Source organism: Klebsiella sp. JB_Kp031 (assembly GCF_040064295.1).
Classification (GTDB): Bacteria; Pseudomonadota; Gammaproteobacteria; order Enterobacterales; family Enterobacteriaceae; genus Klebsiella; species Klebsiella quasipneumoniae.
Genome location: NZ_JBEAJW010000025.1, coordinates 97,543 through 121,088 on the forward strand (window position 1 = coordinate 97,543; position 23,546 = coordinate 121,088).

Sequence of the window (23,546 nt, forward strand, 5' to 3'; positions counted from 1 at the left end):
TACCCTGGAGATGTGACGGCGCTTGAAAAAATGTCACCGGGAGAGGAATTTGTCGGCGCAGCCTTGCAGAATCGATCAGACTGACACTAACTCCCCGCGGGCAGAGGCAAAGATGAAACCGGTCATTTTAGTGGTCGATGACGACATAGCGATGGGCGAGCTGCTCAGAGATGTGCTCGGCGCGCACGCGTTTGAGGTGCTGGTCTGCCAGACCGGCGGCGACGCGCTGGCGACGGTGGCGCAGCGGGCGGACATCGCGCTGGTTTTGCTGGATATGATCCTGCCGGATACCAATGGCCTGCAGGTGCTTCAGCAGCTGCAGCGCACCCGGCCGGAGCTGCCGGTGGTGATGCTCTCCGGCCTGGGCAGTGAGTCCGATGTGGTGGTGGGCCTGGAGATGGGTGCCGATGATTACATCGCCAAACCGTTCAGTTCGCGGGTGGTGGTCGCCCGGGTGAAGGCGGTGCTGCGGCGCAGCGGGGCGCTGGCCAGCGAGGCGCCGGGCGTCGCCGCCGGCCTGACGTTCAACGGCTGGCGGCTGGATACCACCCGCTGTGAGCTGTATAACCCGCAGCAGCAGGCGATCCCGCTGACCCAGGGAGAATACGGTTTGCTGCTGGCGCTGGCGCAGAACGCCCGCCGGGTACTGAACCGCGAACAGTTGCTGGCGCTGACCCATACCGAAAGCACCGAGGTGTTCGACCGCACCATCGATGTGCTGATCATGCGCCTGCGGCGCAAAATCGAGCTGAACCCGCATCAGCCGACGCTGATTAAAACGCTGCGCGGCCTGGGCTATGTCTTTTCCGCCGACGTGACCCACAGCGAGAAGGCGGCATAGGGCGGGAAGCTGTCTAACCGGCCTGGCCATTGCTGGGGGAGTCAACCCTTCTAATTATTTTGCAACTGAATAAACGTCTGTAGCTCAGTGAGCGTTTTGGCGCCGTCGATCGCATTGGCAGCCTGCAGGCTGGCGCGGGCGCAGGCGTGGGCCAGCTGCAGACTGTCGGTTAACGGCCAGCGTTCGTGGCTGCCGTACAGCAGGCCGGCGCAGAAGGCATCCCCGGCGCCGACGCTGCCGACAATCTCCTCCGGCGGCAGCCGCCATGACGGCACCCAGCGCCCGGCTTCGGTACGTGAGACGCCCCATGCCCCCTCCGGGCAGTGGATCACCACCCGTTGGCGCACGCCGGCGTCAAGCAATGCGCTGGCGGCGCGGGCGATATGGGCGACGTGCGGCTCGCCGTTGGGTAGCCGAATCTCCAGCCCGCTAAACTCGCTGGCTTCCAGTTCATTGATGGTCAGGTAGTCAAGATGCGCCAGCGCCGGCAGGACCAGCGGGCGGTAGCGCGGGTCGCCCTTGCGCGACACCAGATCGAGGGAAACCTCATAGCCTCGCTCGCGCATCTGCGCCAGCAGTCGCGCGCTGCGGGTGCCGTACACTTCGTCGGGGCGATCGAGACTCTCAAGCAGCAGCAGATAGCCGAGATGGAAAATTTTCAGCGGCGCATCCAGCGGCTCAAAGGCCGGAAGGTCAAGCAGGCGGTTGGCGCCGGGAGAGTGAAAGAAGGTGCGCTGACCGTCAGCGTCGGTCATCACCTGAGTCATCGAGGTGGGGGCAGAGCTGGTGCGCTGCACGAGCTGGCGATTGATATGGTACTGATCGAGCATGGCGGTAATGTAGTCGCCATCGTTATCCTCGCCAATCAGGCCGACCGCTTGCAGCGGCAGGCCGGCGTGCATTTTGGCCAGGGTCAGCAGGACGTTCAGCGGCGCGCCGCCGGTGGCGCGTTCGCTATGCATAATCTCCACCAGCCAGCCGCGCTCCGGCCACTGTCTGATCTGGTGGACATGATCGACCAGCATGTTGCCTGCGGCAATAATGCCTTTACGTTCCATGATCGCTACTCCGCGCCGTCATACTTGTTAAGCGTAGCGCACAATCGGCGGAACGATCGTGCGCCCGGTTGCGCTTATTTCACGGTCCAGCCTTTGTAAGAGCTGACGTTGTTTTTGTCGATCATGGTCACCGGGATCAGCACCGGCGCGGTTGGGGCCGGTTTGCCCTGCAGGATGTTGTAGCCAATTTCCACCGCCTTCGCCGCCATCACCTGCGGATCCTGCGCCGGCGTTGCGACAAACAAGGAGTTCTTACGCTTCAGCGCCTCTTCGCCGTCCGGGCTGCCGTCGACGCCGACGATGAAGAACTCGCTGCGCTGCGCCTGTTTCGCTGCCAGATCGGCGCCAATCGCTGTCGGATCGTTGATCGCGAACACGCCGTCAATCTTCGGATTGGCCGCCAGCAGGGAGGTCATCACCTCCAGTCCGCCTTCCCGGCTGCCTTTGGCGTTCTGGTTGGAGGACAGAATTTTTATATCCGGGTGTTTTTTGAACTCCGTTTCGCAGCCTTCGACGCGGTTTTGTACGGCGGAGACCGGCGGCCCGTTGATGATCACCACGTTGCCTTTGTTGTTCAGACGATCGCTAATGTATTTACAGGCCAGCTCGCCCGCCTGGGTGTTATCGGAGGTGATGGTGGCGTCGGCCCCTTCGGCGGCAACGTCAACCGCCACCACCACGATCCCGGCCTCTTTGGCCCGTTTCACCGCCGGGCCAATGCCTTTCGAATCGGCGGCGTTGAGGATAATCATATCGACTTTGGCGGCGATAAAGTTATCGATCTGCGCCACCTGCTGGCCCAGATCGTAGCCGCTGGAGACCAGCGTCACTTTGACGTTATCCCCCGCCAGCTTGCGGGCCTCCAGCTCCGCGCCCTTGGTGATCTGCACAAAGAACGGGTTGGCAAGGTCGCCCACCGTCACGCCAATCGCTTTCAGCTCTTTGGCCGACGCAAAAGGGGAGGCGGCCAGCAGCGCGCCAGCACACAGCGCGGTGACTATCGGTTTTAAACGCATTCGCTTTTCCTCGCAGGTAAGATGGTGTTGTTATGCACTTTGATGATGTCGGGTACGGTATTTGTCGATCAGCACCGCAATGATGATCACCGCCCCTTTGATCACCAGTTGCCAGAAGTAGGAGACCCCCATCAGGGTCATACCGTTATTGAGGGTGGCGATAATCAGCGCCCCCACCAGCGTACCGGTGATGGTGCCGATCCCGCCGACGAAGCTGGTGCCGCCAAGAATGACCGCGGCGATGGCGTCCAGCTCGTAGCCGACCCCGAGGTTACCGTTGGCGCTGTACAGCCGGGAGGCGCTCATCACTCCGCCAAGGCCGGAGAGCAGGCCGCTCATGCCATAGACAAACAACAGCACCAGCCAGACTTTAATGCCGGTCAGCCGCGCCGCCTGCATGTTGCCGCCCACCGCGTAGATATGCACCCCAAGGGTGGTTCGGCGCAGGATAAACCAGCACACCGCGATAACCGCCAGGGCGATGACCACCAGCCACGGCACCGGGCCGAGGTAGTCATTGCCGATCCACTCGAAGCTGATATCGGAGTTGATCACCGTGGTGCCGTCGGCCAGCAGATAGGCGGCGCCGCGCAGCGCCGTATAGGTGCCGAGAGTGACAATAAACGGCGGTAGCCCGGCGAAGGCCACCAGCGCGCCGTTGAACAGGCCGAGCAGCAGGCCGAGCATCAGCGCCGCCGGAATCGACAGCAACGCCAGCTCCGGGATCAGCGAGACCACCATTGCCGCCACCGCGGTGGTGCCGAGAATGGAGCCGACGGAAAGGTCAATGCCGCCGGTGAGGATGATGAAGGTCATTCCCGCCGCCAGCACAATGTTGATCGAGGCCTGGCGGGTGATATTCAGCAGATTGCTTTCCGTGAAGAAGTTGGGGGCGATAAAGCCGAAGACGGCGACGATCAGGATGAGGATCGGCAGAATGCCGACGGTCTGCATCAGGTCGCCCATCAGCATTTTTTTCGCCGAAGCGGATTTCGCGACCGGCGCGGAGGTCTCTTTCGGTATGCTCATAGTTGCCCTGCCTTAAGGTGAGAATCGTTCACGCCGGTGGCCAGCGTCATGATCTGTTCCTGGCTGATATCGCCGGACTGCAGCTCGCCGGCGATAGTCCCTTCGCGCATCACATAGACCCGGTCGCTCATGCCCACCACTTCGGGCAGTTCGCTGGAGATCATCAGAATGGCGACGCCCTGGCGCGCCATGTCGTTCATGATGCGGTAAATCTCGCTTTTCGCGCCGACGTCGACGCCGCGGGTGGGTTCATCAAGGATCAGAATGCGCGGGCCAATCGCCACCCAGCGTGAAATCAATAATTTCTGCTGGTTGCCGCCGGACAGCCCGCCGGCGCGCACCTGGGCGTGCGGTACGCGGATGTTCAGCAGCTGGATGGCATCATCGGAGATGGTTTGCGCCTTCCGGCGGTTGAGCATTCCCCAGGTCGCGTCGCGCTCCAGCGTCGCCATGGTGATGTTTTCCTGGGCCGCCAGTTCGAGAAACAGGCCCTGCTCTTTGCGGTTTTCGGTCAGAAAGCCGATGCCATGGTCGATGGCTTCGCGCGGCGAGTGGATCACCACCGGCTCGCCGTCGATCTCGATCACCCCGCCGGTGGCTTTGCGCACGCCAAAGATCAGCTGCGCCAGTTCGGAGCGTCCGGCGCCGACCAGCCCGGCGAGGCCGACGATTTCGCCGGCATGCACCACCAGGCTGCTGGGCTTAACCTTACCGCCATCGGTCAGATCCTCGACCCGCAGGCGCGGCTGGCCGCGGGGAATATCGCGCTCTTTATTGAACAGATCGCTGAGCGGACGGCCGACCATCATGCGCACCAGCTCCGGTGCGTTGAGCTTGTCGCGCACCAGGCTGCCGACATACTGCCCGTCGCGCAGGACGCTGACCCGGTCGGAGAGCTCATACACTTCCGCCATGCGGTGGCTGATATAGATAATCGCCATCCCCTCATCGCGCAGGCGCAGGATGAGGTCGAACAGGCGCTGGGTTTCCCGCGAGGAGAGGGCGGCGGTGGGTTCATCCATCACCAGAATGCGGCTTTGACGGTGCAGGGCGCGGGCGATCTCCACTTGCTGCTGCTCGGCGATGGTCAGGGTCATCACCCGGTCGCTGGCCCTGAACTGGGCGCCGAGACGGTCGATCACCGCCTGCGCCTGGCTGAGCATGGCTTTGCGCTGCACCAGGCCACCACGTGCCAGCTCGCTGCCGAGGAAAATGTTTTCCGCGACGGTCAGGTTCGGCGCCAGCTGCATCTCCTGGTAGATCAACGTGATCCCGGCGGCCAGCGCGTCCTTGGGGCCGCGGATCGTTTGCGGTTTCCCGTCGATCAGGATCTCGCCGCTGGTGGCGGTATAGGCGCCGGCGAGGATCTTCATCAGCGTGCTTTTTCCGGCGCCGTTTTCCCCCATCAGGGCATGGATCTCGCCGGGCCAGACCGTCAGGTCGACGCCCTTCAGCGCGTAGAATTTGCCAAAAGCTTTGGCGATATGGCGCATTTCCAGTACCGGGGTGGCGGTCATCACGGCGCTCCTGTCTGCGAGAACAATAGCAGCAGTCCACCACCGGAAAATAAATGCAGGATGTCAGAATCCATTCATATTTGTCATAGTGATAAATAGTTAACCGCGATCACAGTTATGCGGCGTCATTTTCTGCACCGTCACGCCTATATGCCGACCGTTCCTTCACCGGAGTTGCTATGACCGCTCGCCGACACCCGTTTTTCACCAGCGCCCGTGGCCGCCTGCTCTCCTTTAATCTGCTGATGGTGGTCGTCACCCTGCTGGTGAGCGGCGTGGCGGTGTTCGGCTTTCACCACGCCAGCCAGCTGCAGGAGCAGGTGCAGCGCCAGACCCTCAACGATATGCGCGGCAGTATGGATCTGGCGCGGGACACGGCGAATGTCGCCACGGCGGCGGTGCGCCTGTCGCAGGTGGTGGGCGCGCTGGAGTACAAAAGCGAAGCGGAACGGCTGCTGGCGACGCAGCAGGCGCTGAAGCACTCGCTGGCCCAGCTGGCGGCGGCCCCGCTGGCGCAGCAGGAGCAGGCGCTGGTGGCCAGTATTATTCGCCGCAGCAACGCGCTGCAGCAGAGCGTGGCGGAGATGCTGGAGCGCGGCCAGCGTCGTCATCTGCAGCGCAATGCGCTGCTGAGTTCGCTTTACCAGAATCAGAGCAACCTGCGCCATCTCGCCGATCTTAACGATCGCGGCGGGGACCGGGCGATCGATCCTCGTCGGCTAGCCGAGATGGACCGGCTGATCGCCGCCGCGATCCATACCGTCACGCCGCGGTCGATCGTTCTGCAGCTCGACCAGCTGCGCGGCGACCTGCCGGCTCAAAGCGCCGATCCCGCGCTGGCGTTTGTTCTCCCCGACGTCACCCGGGAGCTGGCGAAGCTGGCCCCGCTGTCGGCCCAGCTGGAGGAGAGCGACCTGACGATCAGCTGGTACATGTACCACATCAAAGCGCTGGTCGCGCTGCTTAACGACGACATCAATCAGTACGTGACCCGGGTGGCGGAAGCCTCAGAACAGCGGGCGGCGCAGAGCCATCGGGAGCTGCGCTCCATCAGCATGTTTATTCTGCTTTCCGCGCTGCTGGCGCTGGCGATCACCGGCTGCGCCGGGTGGTACATCTACCGTAACCTGGGCTCTAATCTGACCGCTATCTCGCGGGCGATGTCGCGGCTGGCTCAGGGAGAGCCGAACGTCTCGGTGCCGGCCCTGCAGCGGCGCGACGAGCTGGGCGAACTGGCGCGCGCCTTTAACGTTTTCGCCCGCAATACGGCGTCGCTGGAGCACACCACCCGGCTGCTGAAAGAGAAGACCACCCAGATGGAGATCGATCGGATTAAGCGCCAGGAGCTGGAGGAGGCGCTGCTGCACAGCCAGAAGATGAAGGCCGTCGGCCAGCTGACCGGAGGCCTGGCGCATGATTTTAACAACCTGCTGGCGGTGATCATCGGCAGCCTTGAGCTGGTGGAGCCGAATGCGCAGGATGCGCCGCGCCTCACCAGGGCGCTGAAGGCGGCGGAACGCGGGGCGCTTCTGACCCAGCGGCTGCTGGCCTTTTCGCGCAAGCAGGCGCTGCATCCCCAGGCGGTGGCGATGGCGCCGCTGCTGGAGAACCTCAGCGAGCTGATGCGCCACTCCCTGCCGGCGACCTTGAGCCTGGAGATTGAGGCGCAGTCGCCGGCATGGCCGGCATGGATAGACGTCGGCCAGTTGGAAAACGCCCTGATCAACCTGGTGATGAACGCCCGCGACGCCATGGCCGGGCGCGCGGGCGTCATTAAAATTCGCACCTGGAATCAGCGGGTCACTCGCAGCAGCGGCCAGCGGCAGGATATGGTGGCCCTGGAGGTGATCGATCACGGCAGCGGCATGTCGCAGGCGGTGAAAGCCCGGGTGTTTGAACCCTTCTTCACCACCAAAGCCACCGGCAGCGGCAGCGGCCTGGGGCTGTCGATGGTGTATGGCTTTGTGCGCCAGTCGGGCGGCCGGGTGGCGCTGGAGAGCGCGCCGGGGCAGGGGACGACGGTGCGGCTGCAGCTGCCCCGGGCGATGACCGAGGTCGTGAAGGCGGTGGCGCCGGTGGAAGACGAACCCATCCCGGCGGGAGAGCGGCTGGCGCTGGTGCTGGAGGATGAAGAGGATGTTCGCCAGACGCTGTGTGAGCAGCTGCATCAGCTGGGCTGGTTGACGCTGGAAACCGCCAGCGGGGAAGAGGCGCTGCAGCTGCTGGAGGCCTCGCCGGATATCGCCCTGTTGATCAGCGATTTGATGCTGCCCGGCGCGCTGAGCGGCGCCGATGTGATCCATACCGCCCGACGCCGCTTTCCGGCGCTGCCGGTACTGCTGATCAGCGGTCAGGATTTGCGCCCGGCGCAGAACCCGGCCCTGCCGGAGGTGGAGTGGCTGCGTAAGCCCTTTACCCGCGCTCAACTGGCGCAGGCGCTGAGTGCAGCGTACGCGAGGATTTGAGATTCCTCCGCTACCCGGGCGGCATGCCGATGATTAAGGTAGCGGCAGGACTCTGATGAGATTGGCCCCGATGAAACGTTACGCAATCGCACTGCTCTTTTGCACTCTGTCGCTGACCAGCCTGGCCGCCCGCGCCGATATTATCGATGACGCGATCGGCAATATTCAGCAAGCCATTAACGACGCCTATAACCCGGGTAGCAGTCGCTCTGATGACGACGACAGATACGATGACGATGGCCGGTATGATGACGGGCGCTATCAGGGAAGTCGCCAGCAGAGCCGTGACAGCCAGCGTCAGCATGACGATCGGCAACGCCAGCTGGACGATCGCCGCCGTCAGCTGGATGAACGCCAGCGCCAGCTCGATCGCGATCGCCGCCAGTTAGAAAGCGATCAGCGTCGTCTGGACGATGACTATTGATCGCCCCGCAGCAGACCGACGCCTAATCCAGCACGATTTCCATCCCGTCATAACCCGCTTCGAAACCTTCCGGTAGCGGGTTATCCATCATCCAGACGTCAAACTGATGGCTGATATGGGTGAGGATCACCCGCGGACAGCCTATCGCCTGGTTAAGGGCGCGAACGGTATTGAAATCGTTATGGTTACGCGGGGTCTGCGCCCGCGGCTCATGGCTGCAGTCGATGATCATCGCCTGCGGGCGGTTGCTGAGTAAAAACTTCAGCGTCTTGTCCGGCAGCCCGGCGGTATCCGAGAGCCAGGCTACCCGACTGTGGGCCGACTCCAGCAGATAACCGAAGGTGAGCTTCGAATGGTTGAGCGGCAGGGGCGTTACCCGCAGGCCCTGCAGCTCAAACACCACAAACGGCGTGACGGTATGGCTGAAGTCGAGCAGGCCGGGGTGCTTGAGCAGATCGTCGCAGCCGGCGTAGTCCGGCGGGCCGTAGACCGGGATCGGCGCGCCCACGCCCCAGCGCAGCGGAAACAGCCCCTGCACATGATCCAGGTGATAGTGGGTTAGCAGCACCTGCTGAAAGCTGCCGGCGGGATGATGTTCCATCAGATCCGGTCTGCCGGCGTCCAGCAGCGTCACTGCGCTGTTGAACGTCACCACCCCGCTACAGGGGCGTCGGCGATGGCTTTCCTCGCGGCGGGCGCGGCGGCAGGCCGCGCAATCGCAGCCAAAGGCCGGCACCAGCTGAGCGCCGCCGGTGCCGGTTAAGCGGAGGGTCAGGCTCATCGTGTCACCTTTGGTTTATACCAGCGGATCCGCTTCGCGCACCGCGTGGCTGCGCAGCAGGCGGAAAAATTCATCGACCGATTGTCGGAGACTGCCGTCGTTATTCAGCGTCAGGCAATCGTCCGGCTTATAGCGCGCGGCGCGGTCCAGACGCTGGGCGATATCCACCGCATTTTCCCGGCCGCGCTGCTCCAGCCGCTGGCGCAGCACCGGCGGCGAGACGGCGAGACAGATCGGCACCAGCACCTCGCCGTAGCGTTCCCGCGCCAGCGCCAGATGGGCGCGGGAGCCATTGGCCACCACGTCGAAGCCGGCGTGCAGCCACAGGTCGATCTCCACGCCAATGCCATAGTAAGTATGGTTGGCGTGCCAGCTGAGGGCAAAGAGATGCTGCTCGGCGCGGGTAAAAAATTCATGTTCGCTGAGGGCGATATGGTTTTCGTTACCGGCGTTAAAGGGCCGGGTAATGTAACGATGCGCCACCAGCAGCTGCGGGTGCTCGCGCTGGCGCAGCGCCGCCAGCAGGCTGTCTTTCCCGGAGCCGGAGGGGCCCACCAGCCAGATCAGTTTTCCCGGCATTAAAAGACCCTCCTTCCCTGGCGCCAGACATGGTCGATGTGGACATGCTCGCCGCGACGGTGCGCCAGCACCAGGTCGGCGCGTTTCCCCTCGGCGATGACGCCGCGATCGTCAAGGCCCAGCGCCTGCGCCGGATGTTTGCTGACCAGACGGATCGCCTGCGCCAGGGTGAAGGCGTTATCCTCGGCGTCGGCGATGCGGAATGCGGCATCCAGCAGGCTGGCGGGATAGTAGTCGGAAGAGAGAATGTCGAGCAAACCGTGGTTCGCCAGCAGGTGGGCGGCGACGTTGCCGGAGTGGGAACCGCCGCGCACGATATTCGGCGCCCCCATCAGGACGTGCATCCCGTGCTGACGTGAAGCCTGCGCCGCGGCCAGGGTGGTGGGAAACTCGGCGATGACGCTACCCAGCTGGTGGGATTCAGCCACATGCGCCTCGGTGGCGTCGTCGTGGCTGGCGAGGGCGATACGGCGGGCGCGGCACATGGCGGCGATGGTCTGGCGATTGGGCTGCGACCAGGTGGCGGCCAGAGCCATCTGCTCGGCTTCAAAACGGTCCATTTCGTCATGCGTCAGATGATATTTTCCCTGATAGTAATCGCGGTACTTGCTGCGATCGGCGTACTGACGCTGGCCGGGCGAGTGGTCCATCAGAGAGACCATGCTCACCGACTCGCGGTCGATCAGCTTTTCAAACAGCGGCAGCGTGGTGTGATGCGGCAGCTCGCAGCGCAGGTGCAGACGGTGCTCTGCGCGGTTAAGACCGCGCTTTTGCGTCTCTTCCACCGCATTGACCATCTTCTCCAGATTCTCAAGACGATCGCCGCCATCGCGCACGTCGCCAATCGCCACGGCGTCCAGCACGGTGGTGATGCCGCTGGCGACCATCATTGCGTCGTGGCTGCTCATCGCCGAGTGGGCCGGCCAGTCTACCTTCGGCCGCGGGGTAAAGAACTTGTCGAGGTTATCGGTATGCAGCTCGATAAGGCCCGGCAGCAGCCAGCCGCCTTCCCCATCCAGCGCCTGCGGCAGCCGGCTCTGGCTTTCAGCGAAGGCGAGAATGCGACCGTCCTGGACTTCCAGCGAACCGTGGACCACGTCATCGTCGAGAACCAGTTTTACGTTATTGATAATCATGCTGTTATTCCCATGGGGTGCAGCCGGTCGGCGACCTGACGGCGTACCCCTTCGTCATGGAAAATCCCGACGATGGCCGCGCCGCGCGCTTTGGCATCGTGGATCAGGTCGACCACGGCAGCACTGTTTTTGCCATCCAGTGAGGCGGTGGGTTCATCGAGGAGCAGGATCGGATAGTCGACCGCAAAACCGCGGGCGATATTGACCCGTTGCTGTTCGCCGCCGGAAAAGGTCGACGGCGCAAGGTGCCACAGACGTTGCGGAACGTTGAGGCGGGTCAGCAGCTGGGCGGCTTTGGCGGCGCTCGCTTCACGCGGCGTCCCGAGATCGAGCAGCGGCTGCATCACCACCTCCAGCGCCGAAATACGCGGGATCACCCGTAGAAACTGGCTGACCCAGCCGATGGTGGTTTTGCGCACTTCCAGCACCTTGCGCGGCGTGGCGGTGACCAGGTCCACCCATTCGTCGCCGTGGCGGATATGAATATGGCCGCTGTCCGGCAGATAGTTGGCGTACAGCGAACGCAGCAGGGTCGATTTGCCGCTGCCGGAGTGACCGTGGAGCACCACGCACTCCCCGGCGTTAACGGTCAGCGAGGCGTCGGCCAGCACCGGCAGACGCACGCCGTGCTGCTGGTGCAGAACAAAGGTTTTATGGACGTTTTCAACGCGGATCATGTTAGCTCTCACGAGGTTGGGTTGCCGGGTGGCGCTTCGCTTACCCGGCCTACGAATAACGCACCTGTGGGCCGGGTAAGGCGCAGCCGCCACCCGGCAAAACAGCATTAATTCTGCAACACCGACGACACCAGCAGCTGGGTATAAGGATGGTGCGGATCGTCGAGCACCCGGTCGGTTAAGCCACTTTCCACCACCTGGCCCTGCTTCATTACCAGCAGTCGGTTCGCCAGCAGGCGGGCGACGCCGAGATCGTGGGTAACAATCACTACCGCCAGATTCAGCTCCACCGCCAGGCCACGCAGCAGATCAAGCAGCCGCGCCTGCACGGACACATCCAGCCCGCCGGTGGGTTCATCCATAAACACCAGCTTCGGCTGGGTGACCAGATTGCGGGCAATCTGCAGACGCTGCTGCATGCCGCCGGAGAAGGTGGTGGGCAGGTCGTCGATGCGCGAGGGCGGGATCTCCACCTCCTGCAGCCACTTTTCAGCGGTGGCGCGAATGTTGCCGTAGTGGCGGGCGCCGGTGGCCATCAGCCGTTCGCCGATGTTGCCCCCGGCGGAGACCTGGCGACGCAGACCGTCCATTGGGTGCTGATGCACCACCCCCCATTCGGTGCGCAGCAGGCGGCGGCGTTCGGCTTCGCTCATGGCGTACAGCGAGCGCTGCTGGTACAGCACCTCGCCCCGCTGCGGCGTCAGGCGGGCGGAGATTGCCTTCAGCAGGGTGGTTTTACCGGAGCCGGACTCGCCGACGATGCCGAGCACTTCTCCCGGCCACAGCTCGAAGGAGACATCGCGAAAACCTTTATCCGGGGCGTAGAGATGGGTCAGGTTATTCACAGCAAGTAATGGCTGGTTCATTTTTTCTGCCCCTCGCTCTGCTGGCGGCAATAGTCGGTATCGGAGCAGACAAACATCCGCTGGCCGCTGTCATCCAGCACCACTTCGTCGAGGTAGCTGTGGCGCGAGCCGCAGATGGCGCAGGGTTCATCCCACTCCTGGACGGTAAATGGGTGGTCGTCGAAATCGAGACTCTCCACCGGGGTATAGGGCGGCACGGCGTAGATCCGCTTTTCGCGCCCGGCGCCGAACAGCTGCAGCGCCGGCATCATATGCATTTTCGGGTTATCGAATTTCGGGATCGGCGAGGGATCCATCACGTAGCGGCCATTGACCTTCACCGGGTAGGCGTAGGTGGTGGCGATATGGCCGAAGCGGGCGATATCTTCATACAGTTTCACCTGCATCACGCCGTACTCTTCCAGGGCGTGCATGGTGCGGGTTTCGGTTTCACGCGGCTCGATAAAGCGCAGCGGCTCCGGGATCGGCACCTGGTAGATCAGGATCTGATCCTCCACCAGCGGCGTCTCCGGGATGCGATGGCGGGTCTGGATCAGGGTGGCGTCTTCGGTACGCTCGGTGGTGGCGACGCCGGTAACACGCTTAAAGAACTGACGAATCGACACCGCGTTGGTGGTGTCATCGGCGCCCTGGTCAATCACCTTCAGCACGTCGTTCTCGCCGATGACGCTGGCGGTCAACTGGATGCCGCCAGTGCCCCAGCCGTAGGGCATCGGCATTTCGCGACCGCCGAACGGCACCTGGTAGCCGGGAATGGCTACCGCTTTGAGAATAGCCCGGCGGATCATGCGCTTGGTTTGCTCGTCGAGATAAGCAAAGTTATAGCCAGTCAGTGGGTTAGCCACGTTCGTTCTCCCGTTGCAGGCGTTTCAGCAGCGCCAGTTCGGCCTGGAAATCGACATAGTGCGGCAGCTTCAGATGCGAGACGAAGCCGGCGGCTTCAACGTTATCGGCGTGGGCCAGCACAAACTCTTCATCCTGGGCGGGACCGGCAATCTCTTCGTCATAGTCCGCCGCCTGCAGGGCGCGGTCGACGAGGGCCATGGCCATCGCTTTGCGCTCGCTCATGCCGAAGGTCAGACCGTAGCCGCGGGTGAAGTGCGGCGGCTCATCCTGCGGGGCGACGAAGCCGTTGACCATTTCGCATTCGGTGAGCAGCAGCTCGCCAATATTGACGCTAAAGCCCAGCTCTTCCGGGACAATCTCCACCTGCACGTAGCCGCTGCGGATCTCGCCGGCAAACGGATGGTTGCGGCCATAGCCGCGCTGAGTCGAATAGGCCAGCGCCAGCAGGTAGCCTTCATCGCCGCGCATTAGCTGCTGCAGGCGCGAAGAACGTGAGCAGGGGTAGACCGGCGGGGTGCGGGTGATATCGTCGGGCGGTGTGCCGCGATCTTCCTCGGCCTTCGCCAGACCCTGCTGCGTGAGCAGGCTAAAGACGTGCGGCGTCGGCTGCGTGTCGCACTCGGCTTGCTGCACAGAAGGCGCTTCGCCGTTTGCCAGCAGGGTAAAATCGAGCAGGCGGTGGGTGTAGTCGTAAGTGGGGCCCAGCAGCTGGCCGCCGGGGATATCTTTGTACACTGCCGAGATGCGGCGTTCGAGACGCATTTTGGCGGTGTCGATCGGTTCGCTAACCGCCAGCCGCGGCAGGGTGGTGCGGTAGGCGCGCAGCAGGAAGATCGCTTCGACGTTATCGCCGCTGGCCTGTTTGAGCGCCAGCGCCGCCAGTTCGCGGTCGGCGATGCCGCCCTCGGTCATCACCCGGTCCACCGCCAGATTGAGCTGTTCGCCTATCTGGTCAACGCTCAGTTCGGGAAGCCGTCCATCGCCCCGTCGTTTCTGTTCCTGTAAGGCGTGAGCGGCGCGGATCGCCTTCTCGCCGCCCTTGACGGCAACGTACATTTAGCAAACCTCCACGTGAGTGGTGCGCGGGATCGCCAGCAGGCGCTCGCCGCAGGTGAGGATCAGATCAATGCCCAGCGGGAACGGGTGTGGGCGCTCCGTCAGTTCGTCAATGATGCAGTCCGGCAGCTGAGGGGCGATCATTCGCTCTTCGGCAATGCCCGCCCCGGTCAGGCGCAGCATGCGTCCGCCGCTAAGGCTGGCGAGCTGAACGATCAGCGTGACGCCGGTCTCCGGGGCGGTGACGGTGCCAGCGGAGAGGACGTTGAGCTGCTCGGCGCTGATGCCGTCATTGGCGACGGCAAAGACCGCCTGCTGCGGCTGGTCCACCAGCGGCGCGCCGGTATGAAAGCGCAGATTCTGTCCCACCAGATCGTTATGCAGAGCGCTGGCGAGCCAGACCGGCGTTTCGTGATCGGCAAGGGTCAACAGCAGGCTGGTGGAAGCGACGTTCAGCGGCTGCCAGCCGTGCTGTAACTGCTGCAGGGAGACAATCACCCCCGGCTCGCTCATCGCTTTCAGCAGGCGACGAAAACTGTGTTGGGCATCCTGCACAGCCAGGGAAAAAGCGGGTTGTAAGGTCATGCGTTATCTCCGCGAACCAGGGTAAAGAAGTCGACCCGGCTGGCGTTGACTTCGGCGCGTCGGGCTTCAATGCGCGCGCTGCGTAGCGCTTCCAGCGGGGTTATCAGGGTTTCCATTAAATTGTGAAAATGGCGGGGTGACTGCAGCAGGGCGTCGATGGCCGCGCAGCGTTCGGCGTGCGGGCGGTCGCGGCCTAAGATCCAGCTGTAGCCGAGCGTTCCGTCGGCCAGACGTACCGCGGCGCGGGTGAGCGTGGCGTCGCCGGCGAAGAAACGGTCGCCGATACCGCCCATCCGGGCCTGAAGCTGCACCAGGCCAGTCTCGGGAGTGCGGATCAGTTCATACTCCGGCGCCAGCTGCAGGGAGTGCATGCGCGCCAGAAGATCTTGCGGTTCACTGTGGGCCAGCACGGACATCCAGCGCTGGCGGGTGGCGGTATCGAAGTGCATTCAGTGCTCCATGGTGAATTCAATCATGTCGGCGCGGGTGAGGCTGACGGAGTATTCGGTGGCGGCCTGCTCGCCCTGGCGGCTGTTGAGGGTGCGGACGCAGAGCAGCGGCGCCATATTGGGGATCTCCAGCAGTTTGCTCTCTTTCGCCTGTGCGCGACGGGCGCTGATTTTGGTGCGCACCCGGGTCAGTTCGACGTCAAGCCGATCGCGCAGCAGGTCGTGCAGCGAGCCGTGGCTGAAGGTCTGTAACACCGGCCAGAAGCGCAGGTCGGCGAAGTAGTGGTCAATCAGGCACAGGGCGACGCCATTGACCCGGCGCAGGGTGCGCAGATGAATGACGTTCTCGCCCTCGCTAATACCAAAGGCTTCGGCAACGTGCGCGCTGGCGGGGCGCAGTACCGACAGCAGTTTTTCGCTGGTGGGATCGCTGCCTTGTTCCAGCAGGTTTTGGCTGAAACGCGCCTGGGCGTTGAGCGGGTAATCGATCGGCCGCATCAGCACCAGCACGCCCACGCCCTGACGGCGTTGTACCCAGCCGCGCTCAACCAGCTGGTCGATCGCCCGGCGCAGGGTGTGGCGGTTAACGTCGAAGCGCGTCGCCAGCTGCTGCTCGGCGGGCAGATAGTCACCGCAGCGATAGTGGTGGCGCAACTCCTGCTCAAGCCGGGCGGCGATTTCCTGATAGCGCGTGGGATAACTGGTCGGATGTCTGGACAGGTGCATGGTCATCAAGCCTCACACAGCATAGGCGAGGAGCTTCCTCGCGTTGTGAGCCGATCCTGACCGGTTTATGTTGCAGTTCGGTTAAGTGATGATGACTAAAGGATGAAGAGTTAATGCCAGACGGATGACAGGGCGGCCAGGCCGCCCTGGCGGGGTCAGCCTTGTTTGACCACGTTGATCATCCAGGGAACGCCAAAGCGATCCACGACTTTGCCGAAGCCGTGGGCCCAGAAGGTTTCCTGCCAGGCCATCTCAATGCGTCCGCCGACCGCCAGCGCTTCGAACCAGCGCTGACCTTCAGCGACATCCCTGGGATCGAGGACGAGGGTGAAGCCGGCGTAGTGTACATCGGGCCCGAAGGCGCTGTCGCTTAGCATCAGCTCGCCGTTGCCGATGCGCAGGCTGGCGTGGGCGATGGCGTCATTCGCCATCTTCTGGCCAGACGGGCAGCCGTCAGAGGCTTCCTGCGCCGAAGGCGGCATTTCGCCAAAGGTCATTTTAAACATCAGCTCCGCGCCCAGCGTCTGCTGATAGAAAGCGATCGCCTCGGCGCAGTTGCCCGCAAAGGCAAGGTAGGGACTTAAGGACATGGTGAATACCTCAGTGACCGTAACCCGTAAAGCGTAGTCGCCCGCAGCGGGATTGAGCCAGACGGCAGCGCGAAAATGGGGTGGGAATACCGCTGCAGGGGGCTGCATAAATAGCGGCGGCTGGCCGGATAAATAACCGGATACGCAGGGAGGCGAGGGACCGTCAGGATATCGGGAGCGGCGACGGCGATAGGGGAAAATAATCGCGTCGCCTGCCCGGAAATAAATCAGTTCTTTTTGACGAATTCAGATTTCAGCTTCATCGGGCCAAAACCGTCAATTTTGCAGTCAATATTGTGATCGCCTTCGACCAGGCGGATATTCTTCACTTTGGTGCCGATTTTCAGCATTGAAGAGCTGCCTTTAACCTTCAGATCCTTCACTACCGTGACGCTGTCGCCATCGGCCAGTAAATTGCCGTTGGCATCTTTAACGATCAGAACGTCGGTTTCTTCCGTGGCTTCGGCAGGGTTCCACTCATGGGCGCATTCCGGGCAGATGTACATGCCGTTGTCTTCATAAGTGTAAGTCGAATCGCATTTTGGGCAGTGTGGCAGTTGCATGACGTTCCTCGTGATGTCGTCGAAAAACAGGACGTTGGTCCTTTAAACAGCGGCTGAGAGCCGAAAGTGGGTGTGATTATAGCGCAATCACCCACTTTTGTCGGGTGTTTTTTTGCTAAAAAATAGCCGTGGTGTTATTCCGGGAAGAAGCGAATAAACGCTGAAATTAACCGCCCGAGGTGGAGCAAAATCGACGAAATAATTTCCGGGCGATCGGCAGGAAATGAACTTATTTATTTTCCGGCACTCTGTAATTAGGCGGTAAATTTATGTGAAGTTGATCGCAGATATAAACACTGTTAGGGTAAAAAAGGGGAGCAGGTCAATTTCATCAATTATCACGATGAGCCGCTCTATTTATTCACCAGTAGCCAGAGCAGGCGTCAACAGGTTCGGTTGTACATTCTGTCAGCAGACAGTGCAGGCAAACCTGCTACGCTTGAAATGAGGAGCACAGCAATTCACCGCTCCTGACGCACGATGCGAATGGCTTTGCCATTCGGCGAAGAGGCGTGCACTCAAGGCGGAGTAGCAGAGGAAAAATATGCTTAAAAGGAAAAAAATAAAGCCCATCACCCTTAAGGATGTGACCATCATCGACGATGGTAAACTGAAAAAGGCGATCACCGCGGCCTCCCTGGGCAACGCGATGGAGTGGTTCGATTTCGGCGTCTACGGCTTTGTGGCCTACGCCTTAGGTAAAGTCTTCTTCCCCGATGCCAACCCAAGCGTGCAGATGATTGCCGCACTCGGTACCTTTTCCGTTCCATTTTTAATACGTCCGCTGGGCGGCCTGTTCTTCGGGATGCTGGGCGATAAATATGGTCGGCAGAAAATTCTCGCGATAACTATCGTGATCATGTCGATAAGTACTTTCTGTATCGGCCTTATTCCTTCGTATGCCACGATAGGTATCTGGGCGCCGATCCTGCTGCTGCTGTGTAAAATGGCGCAGGGTTTCTCGGTCGGTGGTGAATATACCGGGGCATCGATCTTCGTCGCGGAATACTCCCCTGACCGTAAACGCGGGTTTATGGGCAGCTGGCTGGACTTTGGCTCCATCGCCGGGTTTGTGATGGGGGCTGGCGTGGTGGTCCTGATCTCCAGCGTAGTGGGGGAACAGAACTTCCTTGAGTGGGGTTGGCGTATCCCGTTCTTCCTGGCGCTGCCGTTAGGCATCATCGGGCTCTATCTGCGCCATGCGCTGGAAGAAACCCCGGCGTTCCAGCAGCATGTGGACACCATGGAGCAGGGCGACCGTGAAGGTCTGCAGGACGGGCCGAAGGTCTCCTTTAAAGAGATTGCCACGAAGCACTGGCGCAGCCTGCTGACCTGTATCGGTCTGGTGATTTCCACTAACGTGACCTATTACATGCTGCTGACCTACATGCCGAGCTACCTGTCGCATAACCTGCACTACTCGGAAGACCATGGGGTGCTGATCATCATCGCCATCATGGTCGGGATGCTGTTTGTGCAGCCGGTTATCGGCATGCTCAGCGACCGTTTCGGCCGCCGTCCGTTTATCCTGATTGGTAGCGTGGCGCTGTTTGCCCTGTCGATCCCGGCCTTCATTATGATCAACAGCAACGTGATTGGCCTGATCTTCGCCGGCCTGCTGCTGCTGGCGGTGGTGCTGAACTGCTTTATCGGGGTGATGGCCTCCTCGCTGCCGGCGATGTTCCCGACGCATATCCGCTTCAGCGCCCTGGCCAGCGCCTTTAACATCTCGGTGCTGATTGCCGGTCTGACGCCAACCCTGGCGGCGTGGCTGGTGGAAACCACGCAGAACCTGATGATGCCGGCGTACTACCTGATGGTGATCGCCATGGTGGGTATGGCCACGGGCCTGTCGATGAAAGAGACCGCTAACCGTCCGCTGAAAGGAGCGACCCCGGCGGCATCGGACATCCAGGAAGCGAAAGAAATCCTTGGCGAGCACTACGATAACATCGAACAAAAAATCGAAGATATCGATCAGGAGATTGCCGATCTGCAGGCAAAACGGTCGCGACTGGTGCAGCAGCATCCGCGTATCAACGACTAACCGTTTTTCACGATAAACCATGCCGCCTGGGGAAACCCCGGCGGCATTTTTTATGCCTCCGGCAGGGCCAGACCGTGACGACGCTGTTGGCTAAGTTTACGGTACTGCTGCGGCGGCATCCCCACGTAGCGGGTAAAGGTGCTGTAGAAACGGCTGCTGGAGCGGAAACCGGCGGTGAGGGCGATATCCAGGATGGTCTTGTCGGTATCGCTCAGCAGCGCCCGCACGTGATTGATACGCATGGCGGTAATGTACTGCTTCATGGTTTGCTGCATCACTCTCTGGAATACCCCCATCGCATAGTTCGGGTTGAGCTTAACGTGCTCGGCGACGGCATTGACGGTCAGCGCCTGGTCGTAGTGGGCGGCGATAAATTCCAGCATCTGGCTGACATAAAACTGCGCATGGCGCGAGACGCTGTTCTTATGGGTGCGCGAGGTTTTGTTGACCAGAATCGGCTGCCAGCCGGCGAGGCTCAGCCGCTTCAGCATCAGGGCGATTTCATCGATCGCCAGCTGGCGAATCTGTTCATTGTCGTGGTTCAGCTCCTGCTGCCAGCGGCGCACCTCGAAGGCGCTCAGCTGCTGGGCGGCGAGGGATTTAATCACCATCCCGTGAGTGACGTGGTTGATCAGCTCCCGGTCCAGCGGCCATGAGAGAAACAGATGCATCGGCAGGTTAAAGATCGCCATCTGCTGGCAATCCCCCGGGCGGGTCAACTGATGCGGCGTACAGGCCCAGAACAGAGTGATATAGCCTTTCTCTATGCGCACCACTTCGTTATTAATCAAATATTCCACGTCGCCATCGAACGGCACGTTGACCTCCACCTGGCCATGCCAGTGGCTGGTAGGCATGGCGTGCGGCGGGCGCAGCTCGATATCCATACGCTGATACTCAGAGTAGAGCGCCAGCGGGCTGCGGCTCTGCTTTTCATCGCTGCTGCACATAAAGGGATCGGGGGGCAGGGAGGTGAAGCGGTATTCCATCGTTAGCGTATTCCTGAATTGTCAGAGTGGCTGCATTTTTCGCCAGAACTGACGACAGCTTAGCGGAAGAATCGGCCCATTTTCTCTCCTTTTTGCGCAATCTGTTCCCGAAAACTCAGATTTTGTGGCGCTTAATGGCCGATCTGAGCTTTCGGGAATGCTCCGGTTGGAACAGGGCAGCGCAACGCTGAACGGCGTGCCACTCTGCAAGGGTTCAATGACCTGATGGAGAGAGCGTAATGACCGCCCCAAAAATTACCTTTATCGGCGCCGGTTCGACGGTGTTCGTTAAAAATATTCTCGGTGATGTTTTCCAGCGCCCGGCGCTGAAATCGGCGCATGTCGCGCTGATGGATATCGATGACACCCGGCTGGAAGAGTCGCATACCGTGGTGCGCAAGCTGATGGATTCCGTCGGCGCGAAGGGCGAAATCAGCTGCCATCGCGATCGCAAAACCGCCCTGCAGGGCGCTGATTTCGTTGTGGTCGCCTTCCAGATTGGCGGCTATGAGCCCTGTACCGTCACTGATTTTGAGGTCTGTAAACGCCATGGCCTGGAGCAGACCATCGCCGATACGCTGGGTCCGGGGGGCATTATGCGCGCCCTGCGCACCATACCTCATCTATGGGCTATCTGCGACGACATGACCGAGGTCTGCCCGGACGCCACCCTGCTTAACTACGTCAACCCAATGGCGATGAACACCTGGGCCATCTACGCCCGCTACCCGCATATTAAACAGGTTGGCCTGTGCCACTCGGTGCAGGGAACGGCGGAAGAACTGGCGCGCGATCTTGACCTCAACCCGGCGGATTTACGCTACCGCTGCGCCGGGATTAACCATATGGCGTTCTATCTCTCGCTGGAGAAAAAGCTCGCCGACGGCAGCTATGTCAACCTTTATCCCGACCTGCTGCAGGCCTACGCTGACGGGCGCGCGCCGAAGCCTAACCTGCACGGCAACCCGCGCTGCGAAAACATCGTCCGCTATGAGATGTTCAAAAAGCTCGGCTACTTTGTGACCGAGTCGTCGGAGCATTTTGCCGAATACACGCCATGGTTTATCAAGCCGGGCCGCGAGGACCTTATCGCCCGCTATAAAGTGCCGCTGGATGAATACCCGAAACGCTGCGTCGAGCAACTGGCCAACTGGCATCAGGAGCTGGAGAGCTATCAGCGCGGCGAGCGCATCGAGGTGAAGCCATCCCGCGAGTATGCCAGCACCATCATGAACGCCATCTGGACCGGCGAGCCAAGCGTGGTGTATGGCAACGTACGCAATGACGGCCTTATCGACAACCTGCCGCAGGGCTGCTGCGTGGAAGTGGCTTGCCTGGTGGACGCCAACGGCATTCAGCCGACCAAAATGGGTGCGCTGCCGGCGCATCTGGCGGCGCTGATGCAGACCAATATCAACGTGCAGACGCTGCTTACGGAGGCGATCCTCACCGAAAATCGCGATTACGTCTATTACGCCACGATGATGGATCCGCACACCGCTGCGGTGCTGGGGATCGAAGAGATCTACGCGCTGGTGGACGATCTGATCGCCAGCCACGGCGACTGGCTGCCGGCCTGGCTGCATCGTTAATCTTCTCATGCCGCCGGGGGCAACGACCCGGCGGCGTCCTGCATGCTCTATCAAACACTGAAGGAGGCGCTGGCGACAGCGACCTGTACCCTATGAGTATTTCAATGACAACAAAGCTCAGCTACGGATTTGGTGCCTTTGGTAAAGATTTCGCTATCGGTATCGTCTACATGTATCTGATGTATTACTACACCGATATTGTTGGACTGTCGGTTGGGGTGGTCGGCACCCTGTTTCTGGTGGCGCGGATCCTCGATGCGATAGCCGATCCGATCATGGGTTGGATCGTCAACTGTACGCGATCGCGATGGGGGAAATTCAAACCGTGGATCCTGATTGGCACGATAACCAACTCGGTAGTGCTGTATATGCTGTTCAGCGCCCATCACTTCTCCGGCGGGGCGCTGCTGGCATGGGTGTGGCTGACCTATCTGCTGTGGGGGTTCACCTACACCATCATGGATGTGCCGTTCTGGTCGCTGGTGCCGACCATTACCCTTGATAAACGCGAACGTGAACAGCTGGTGCCGTATCCACGCTTTTTCGCCAGCCTGGCGGGATTCGTCACTGCCGGCGTCACGCTGCCGTTTGTCAGCGCCGTGGGCGGCGCCGACCGCGGTTTCGGTTTCCAGATGTTCACCCTGGTGTTGATCGCCTTCTTCGTGGTTTCCACCCTCGTCACGCTGCGCAACGTCCACGAGGTTTACTCCTCGGATAGCGGCGTGAGCGAGGATGCCAGCCATCTCTCACTGCGCCAGATGGTGGCGCTGATCTATAAAAACGATCAGCTGGCCTGCCTGTTGGGCATGGCGCTGGCTTATAACACGGCGGCGAATATTATCGCTGGCTTTGCGATTTACTACTTTACCTACGTGATTGGCAGCGCAGAGATGTTCCCGTATTACATGTCCTACGCCGGCGCGGCGAACCTGCTGACGTTAGTGCTGTTTCCGCGGCTGGTGAAAGGGCTGTCGCGGCGCATTCTGTGGGCGGGCGCTTCGATCATACCGGTGCTGGGCTGTGGTGTGCTGTTGCTGATGGCGCTGAGCGGGGTCTATAACATCGCGCTTATTTCGCTGGCTGGGGTGCTGTTGAATATCGGTACCGCGCTGTTCTGGGTGCTGCAGGTTATTATGGTGGCCGATACCGTCGACTACGGCGAATATACGATGAACATCCGCTGCGAAAGTATCGCCTATTCGGTGCAGACGCTGGTGGTGAAAGCGGGCTCGGCGTTCGCGGCCTGGTTTATCGCCATTGTGCTCGGTATCATCGGTTACGTGCCGAATGTGGCCCAGTCGTCCCAGACGCTGCTGGGGATGCAGGCGATTATGATTGCGCTGCCGACGCTCTTTTTTGCCCTGACGCTGTTGCTCTATTTCCGCTATTACAAGCTCAACGGCGATATGCTGCGTCGCATTCAGATTCACCTGCTGGATAAATATCGCCGGGTACCGGAAAATGTGGCTGAGCCGGAACGGCCCATTGTGGTACCCAACCAGGTGTAAAAAGCGTTCAAAAACCGCTGACGAAAGAGGGGAGGGATGCCCTCTTTTTGGACAAAAATGAGCGTCGAAACGGGCAAAAAGAGAAAAACGTATTTCTCTAATTTATCTCAAAATGGTCTCTTTTTATGCGCACGGAGTTGCCATTAGCTCCATTTGTTCTCAAATAAAACTCAGAATTGTCTCTTTTTCGTGCTCTTGCGCTGCTT

23 protein-coding genes and 1 pseudogene are annotated in these 23,546 nt (G+C 61.0%); 6 read left to right on the forward strand and 18 right to left on the reverse strand.

Annotation, left to right across the window (positions count from 1 at the left end; all coding sequences use genetic code 11):
* The first annotated feature begins 112 nt into the window (after positions 1–112).
* Entirely contained in the window at positions 113–841 is a 729-nt protein-coding gene (locus ABLV64_RS10605; protein WP_004206359.1) for a response regulator transcription factor, read from the forward strand.
* 50 nt (positions 842–891) lie between these two features.
* Here the strand turns inward: ABLV64_RS10605 and ABLV64_RS10610 are convergent, their stop codons facing one another.
* The 4 genes from ABLV64_RS10610 to ABLV64_RS10625 form a co-directional block, all read right to left on the reverse strand.
* Complete coding sequence (locus tag ABLV64_RS10610) at positions 892–1,899, reverse strand: carbohydrate kinase family protein (RefSeq protein ID WP_153245321.1); 1,008 nt, start codon at positions 1,897–1,899, stop codon at positions 892–894.
* A gap of 74 nt (positions 1,900–1,973) precedes the next feature.
* Positions 1,974–2,915 carry an ABC transporter substrate-binding protein gene (locus ABLV64_RS10615; RefSeq protein ID WP_004206362.1) on the reverse strand — a complete coding sequence of 314 codons (942 nt, stop codon included), beginning with the start codon at positions 2,913–2,915 and terminating at the stop codon, positions 1,974–1,976.
* A gap of 30 nt (positions 2,916–2,945) precedes the next feature.
* Positions 2,946–3,944 carry a ribose ABC transporter permease gene (locus ABLV64_RS10620; RefSeq protein ID WP_004206363.1) on the reverse strand — a complete coding sequence of 333 codons (999 nt, stop codon included), beginning with the start codon at positions 3,942–3,944 and terminating at the stop codon, positions 2,946–2,948.
* Positions 3,941–5,461, reverse strand: a complete 1,521-nt coding sequence (locus tag ABLV64_RS10625) for a sugar ABC transporter ATP-binding protein (protein ID WP_032456860.1) — start codon at positions 5,459–5,461, stop codon at positions 3,941–3,943. The genes ABLV64_RS10620 and ABLV64_RS10625 overlap by 4 nt, the downstream gene beginning before the upstream one ends.
* Positions 5,462–5,640: 179 nt before the next feature.
* Here ABLV64_RS10625 and ABLV64_RS10630 point away from each other — a divergent pair, with 179 nt between their 5' ends.
* Positions 5,641–7,926 (forward strand): ATP-binding protein, encoded by a 2,286-nt coding sequence (locus tag ABLV64_RS10630; protein WP_069135480.1) that lies wholly within the window; start codon positions 5,641–5,643, stop codon positions 7,924–7,926.
* A gap of 70 nt (positions 7,927–7,996) precedes the next feature.
* The gene (yjdP, locus tag ABLV64_RS10635) at positions 7,997–8,350 is read left to right on the forward strand and encodes a DDRRRQL repeat protein YjdP (RefSeq protein ID WP_004206366.1); all 354 of its coding nucleotides are present in this window, start codon (positions 7,997–7,999) and stop codon (positions 8,348–8,350) included.
* 22 nt (positions 8,351–8,372) lie between these two features.
* Here the strand turns inward: yjdP and phnP are convergent, their stop codons facing one another.
* From phnP to ABLV64_RS10700, 13 genes and pseudogenes are all read right to left on the reverse strand, one after another.
* Positions 8,373–9,131 carry a phosphonate metabolism protein PhnP gene (gene phnP, locus ABLV64_RS10640; protein WP_069135479.1) on the reverse strand — a complete coding sequence of 253 codons (759 nt, stop codon included), beginning with the start codon at positions 9,129–9,131 and terminating at the stop codon, positions 8,373–8,375.
* Between the two features lie 15 nt (positions 9,132–9,146).
* The gene (gene phnN, locus ABLV64_RS10645) at positions 9,147–9,710 is read right to left on the reverse strand and encodes a ribose 1,5-bisphosphokinase (RefSeq protein WP_004206368.1); all 564 of its coding nucleotides are present in this window, start codon (positions 9,708–9,710) and stop codon (positions 9,147–9,149) included.
* Positions 9,710–10,846 (reverse strand): alpha-D-ribose 1-methylphosphonate 5-triphosphate diphosphatase, encoded by a 1,137-nt coding sequence (gene phnM, locus ABLV64_RS10650; RefSeq protein WP_004206370.1) that lies wholly within the window; start codon positions 10,844–10,846, stop codon positions 9,710–9,712. Before phnM ends, phnN begins: the two co-directional genes overlap by 1 nt.
* On the reverse strand, positions 10,843–11,523 hold the full coding sequence (phnL, locus tag ABLV64_RS10655) for a phosphonate C-P lyase system protein PhnL (RefSeq protein WP_004206372.1): 681 nt from the start codon (positions 11,521–11,523) through the stop codon (positions 10,843–10,845). The genes phnM and phnL overlap by 4 nt, the downstream gene beginning before the upstream one ends.
* 107 nt (positions 11,524–11,630) lie before the next feature.
* Positions 11,631–12,389: a phosphonate C-P lyase system protein PhnK gene (phnK, locus tag ABLV64_RS10660; protein WP_004206373.1), complete on the reverse strand. Its 759-nt coding sequence runs from the start codon at positions 12,387–12,389 to the stop codon at positions 11,631–11,633.
* Entirely contained in the window at positions 12,386–13,234 is an 849-nt protein-coding gene (locus ABLV64_RS10665; protein WP_002885202.1) for an alpha-D-ribose 1-methylphosphonate 5-phosphate C-P-lyase PhnJ, read from the reverse strand. Before ABLV64_RS10665 ends, phnK begins: the two co-directional genes overlap by 4 nt.
* Positions 13,227–14,291 carry a carbon-phosphorus lyase complex subunit PhnI gene (locus ABLV64_RS10670; RefSeq protein ID WP_017900090.1) on the reverse strand — a complete coding sequence of 355 codons (1,065 nt, stop codon included), beginning with the start codon at positions 14,289–14,291 and terminating at the stop codon, positions 13,227–13,229. Before ABLV64_RS10670 ends, ABLV64_RS10665 begins: the two co-directional genes overlap by 8 nt.
* The gene (gene phnH / locus ABLV64_RS10675) at positions 14,292–14,876 is read right to left on the reverse strand and encodes a phosphonate C-P lyase system protein PhnH (protein ID WP_004206375.1); all 585 of its coding nucleotides are present in this window, start codon (positions 14,874–14,876) and stop codon (positions 14,292–14,294) included. It lies immediately after the preceding gene.
* Entirely contained in the window at positions 14,873–15,325 is a 453-nt protein-coding gene (phnG, locus tag ABLV64_RS10680; RefSeq protein WP_004206376.1) for a phosphonate C-P lyase system protein PhnG, read from the reverse strand. Before phnG ends, phnH begins: the two co-directional genes overlap by 4 nt.
* Positions 15,326–16,051 (reverse strand): phosphonate metabolism transcriptional regulator PhnF, encoded by a 726-nt coding sequence (phnF, locus tag ABLV64_RS10685; protein WP_004206378.1) that lies wholly within the window; start codon positions 16,049–16,051, stop codon positions 15,326–15,328. It lies immediately after the preceding gene.
* 155 nt (positions 16,052–16,206) lie between these two features.
* Positions 16,207–16,641 carry a VOC family metalloprotein YjdN gene (gene yjdN / locus ABLV64_RS10690; RefSeq protein WP_004206380.1) on the reverse strand — a complete coding sequence of 145 codons (435 nt, stop codon included), beginning with the start codon at positions 16,639–16,641 and terminating at the stop codon, positions 16,207–16,209.
* Between the two features lie 227 nt (positions 16,642–16,868).
* Entirely contained in the window at positions 16,869–17,204 is a 336-nt protein-coding gene (locus ABLV64_RS10695; protein ID WP_004206382.1) for a zinc ribbon domain-containing protein YjdM, read from the reverse strand.
* Positions 17,205–17,291: 87 nt separating this feature from the next.
* Positions 17,292–17,561: pseudogene (locus tag ABLV64_RS10700) on the reverse strand (hypothetical protein).
* A gap of 187 nt (positions 17,562–17,748) precedes the next feature.
* Here ABLV64_RS10700 and proP point away from each other — a divergent pair.
* Entirely contained in the window at positions 17,749–19,251 is a 1,503-nt protein-coding gene (proP, locus tag ABLV64_RS10705; RefSeq protein ID WP_004206383.1) for a glycine betaine/L-proline transporter ProP, read from the forward strand.
* 50 nt (positions 19,252–19,301) lie between these two features.
* Here the strand turns inward: proP and melR are convergent, their stop codons facing one another.
* Entirely contained in the window at positions 19,302–20,240 is a 939-nt protein-coding gene (gene melR, locus ABLV64_RS10710; protein ID WP_004206385.1) for a transcriptional regulator MelR, read from the reverse strand.
* A 239-nt stretch (positions 20,241–20,479) separates the two neighbouring features.
* Here melR and ABLV64_RS10715 point away from each other — a divergent pair, with 239 nt between their 5' ends.
* Positions 20,480–21,832, forward strand: coding sequence for an alpha-glucosidase/alpha-galactosidase (locus ABLV64_RS10715; RefSeq protein ID WP_004206386.1), 1,353 nt, complete (start codon positions 20,480–20,482; stop codon positions 21,830–21,832).
* Positions 21,833–21,924: 92 nt separating this feature from the next.
* A complete protein-coding gene (melB, locus tag ABLV64_RS10720) occupies positions 21,925–23,340 on the forward strand; it encodes a melibiose:sodium transporter MelB (RefSeq protein ID WP_017900088.1) in 1,416 nt (471 codons plus the stop codon).
* Positions 23,341–23,546 lie beyond the last annotated feature (206 nt).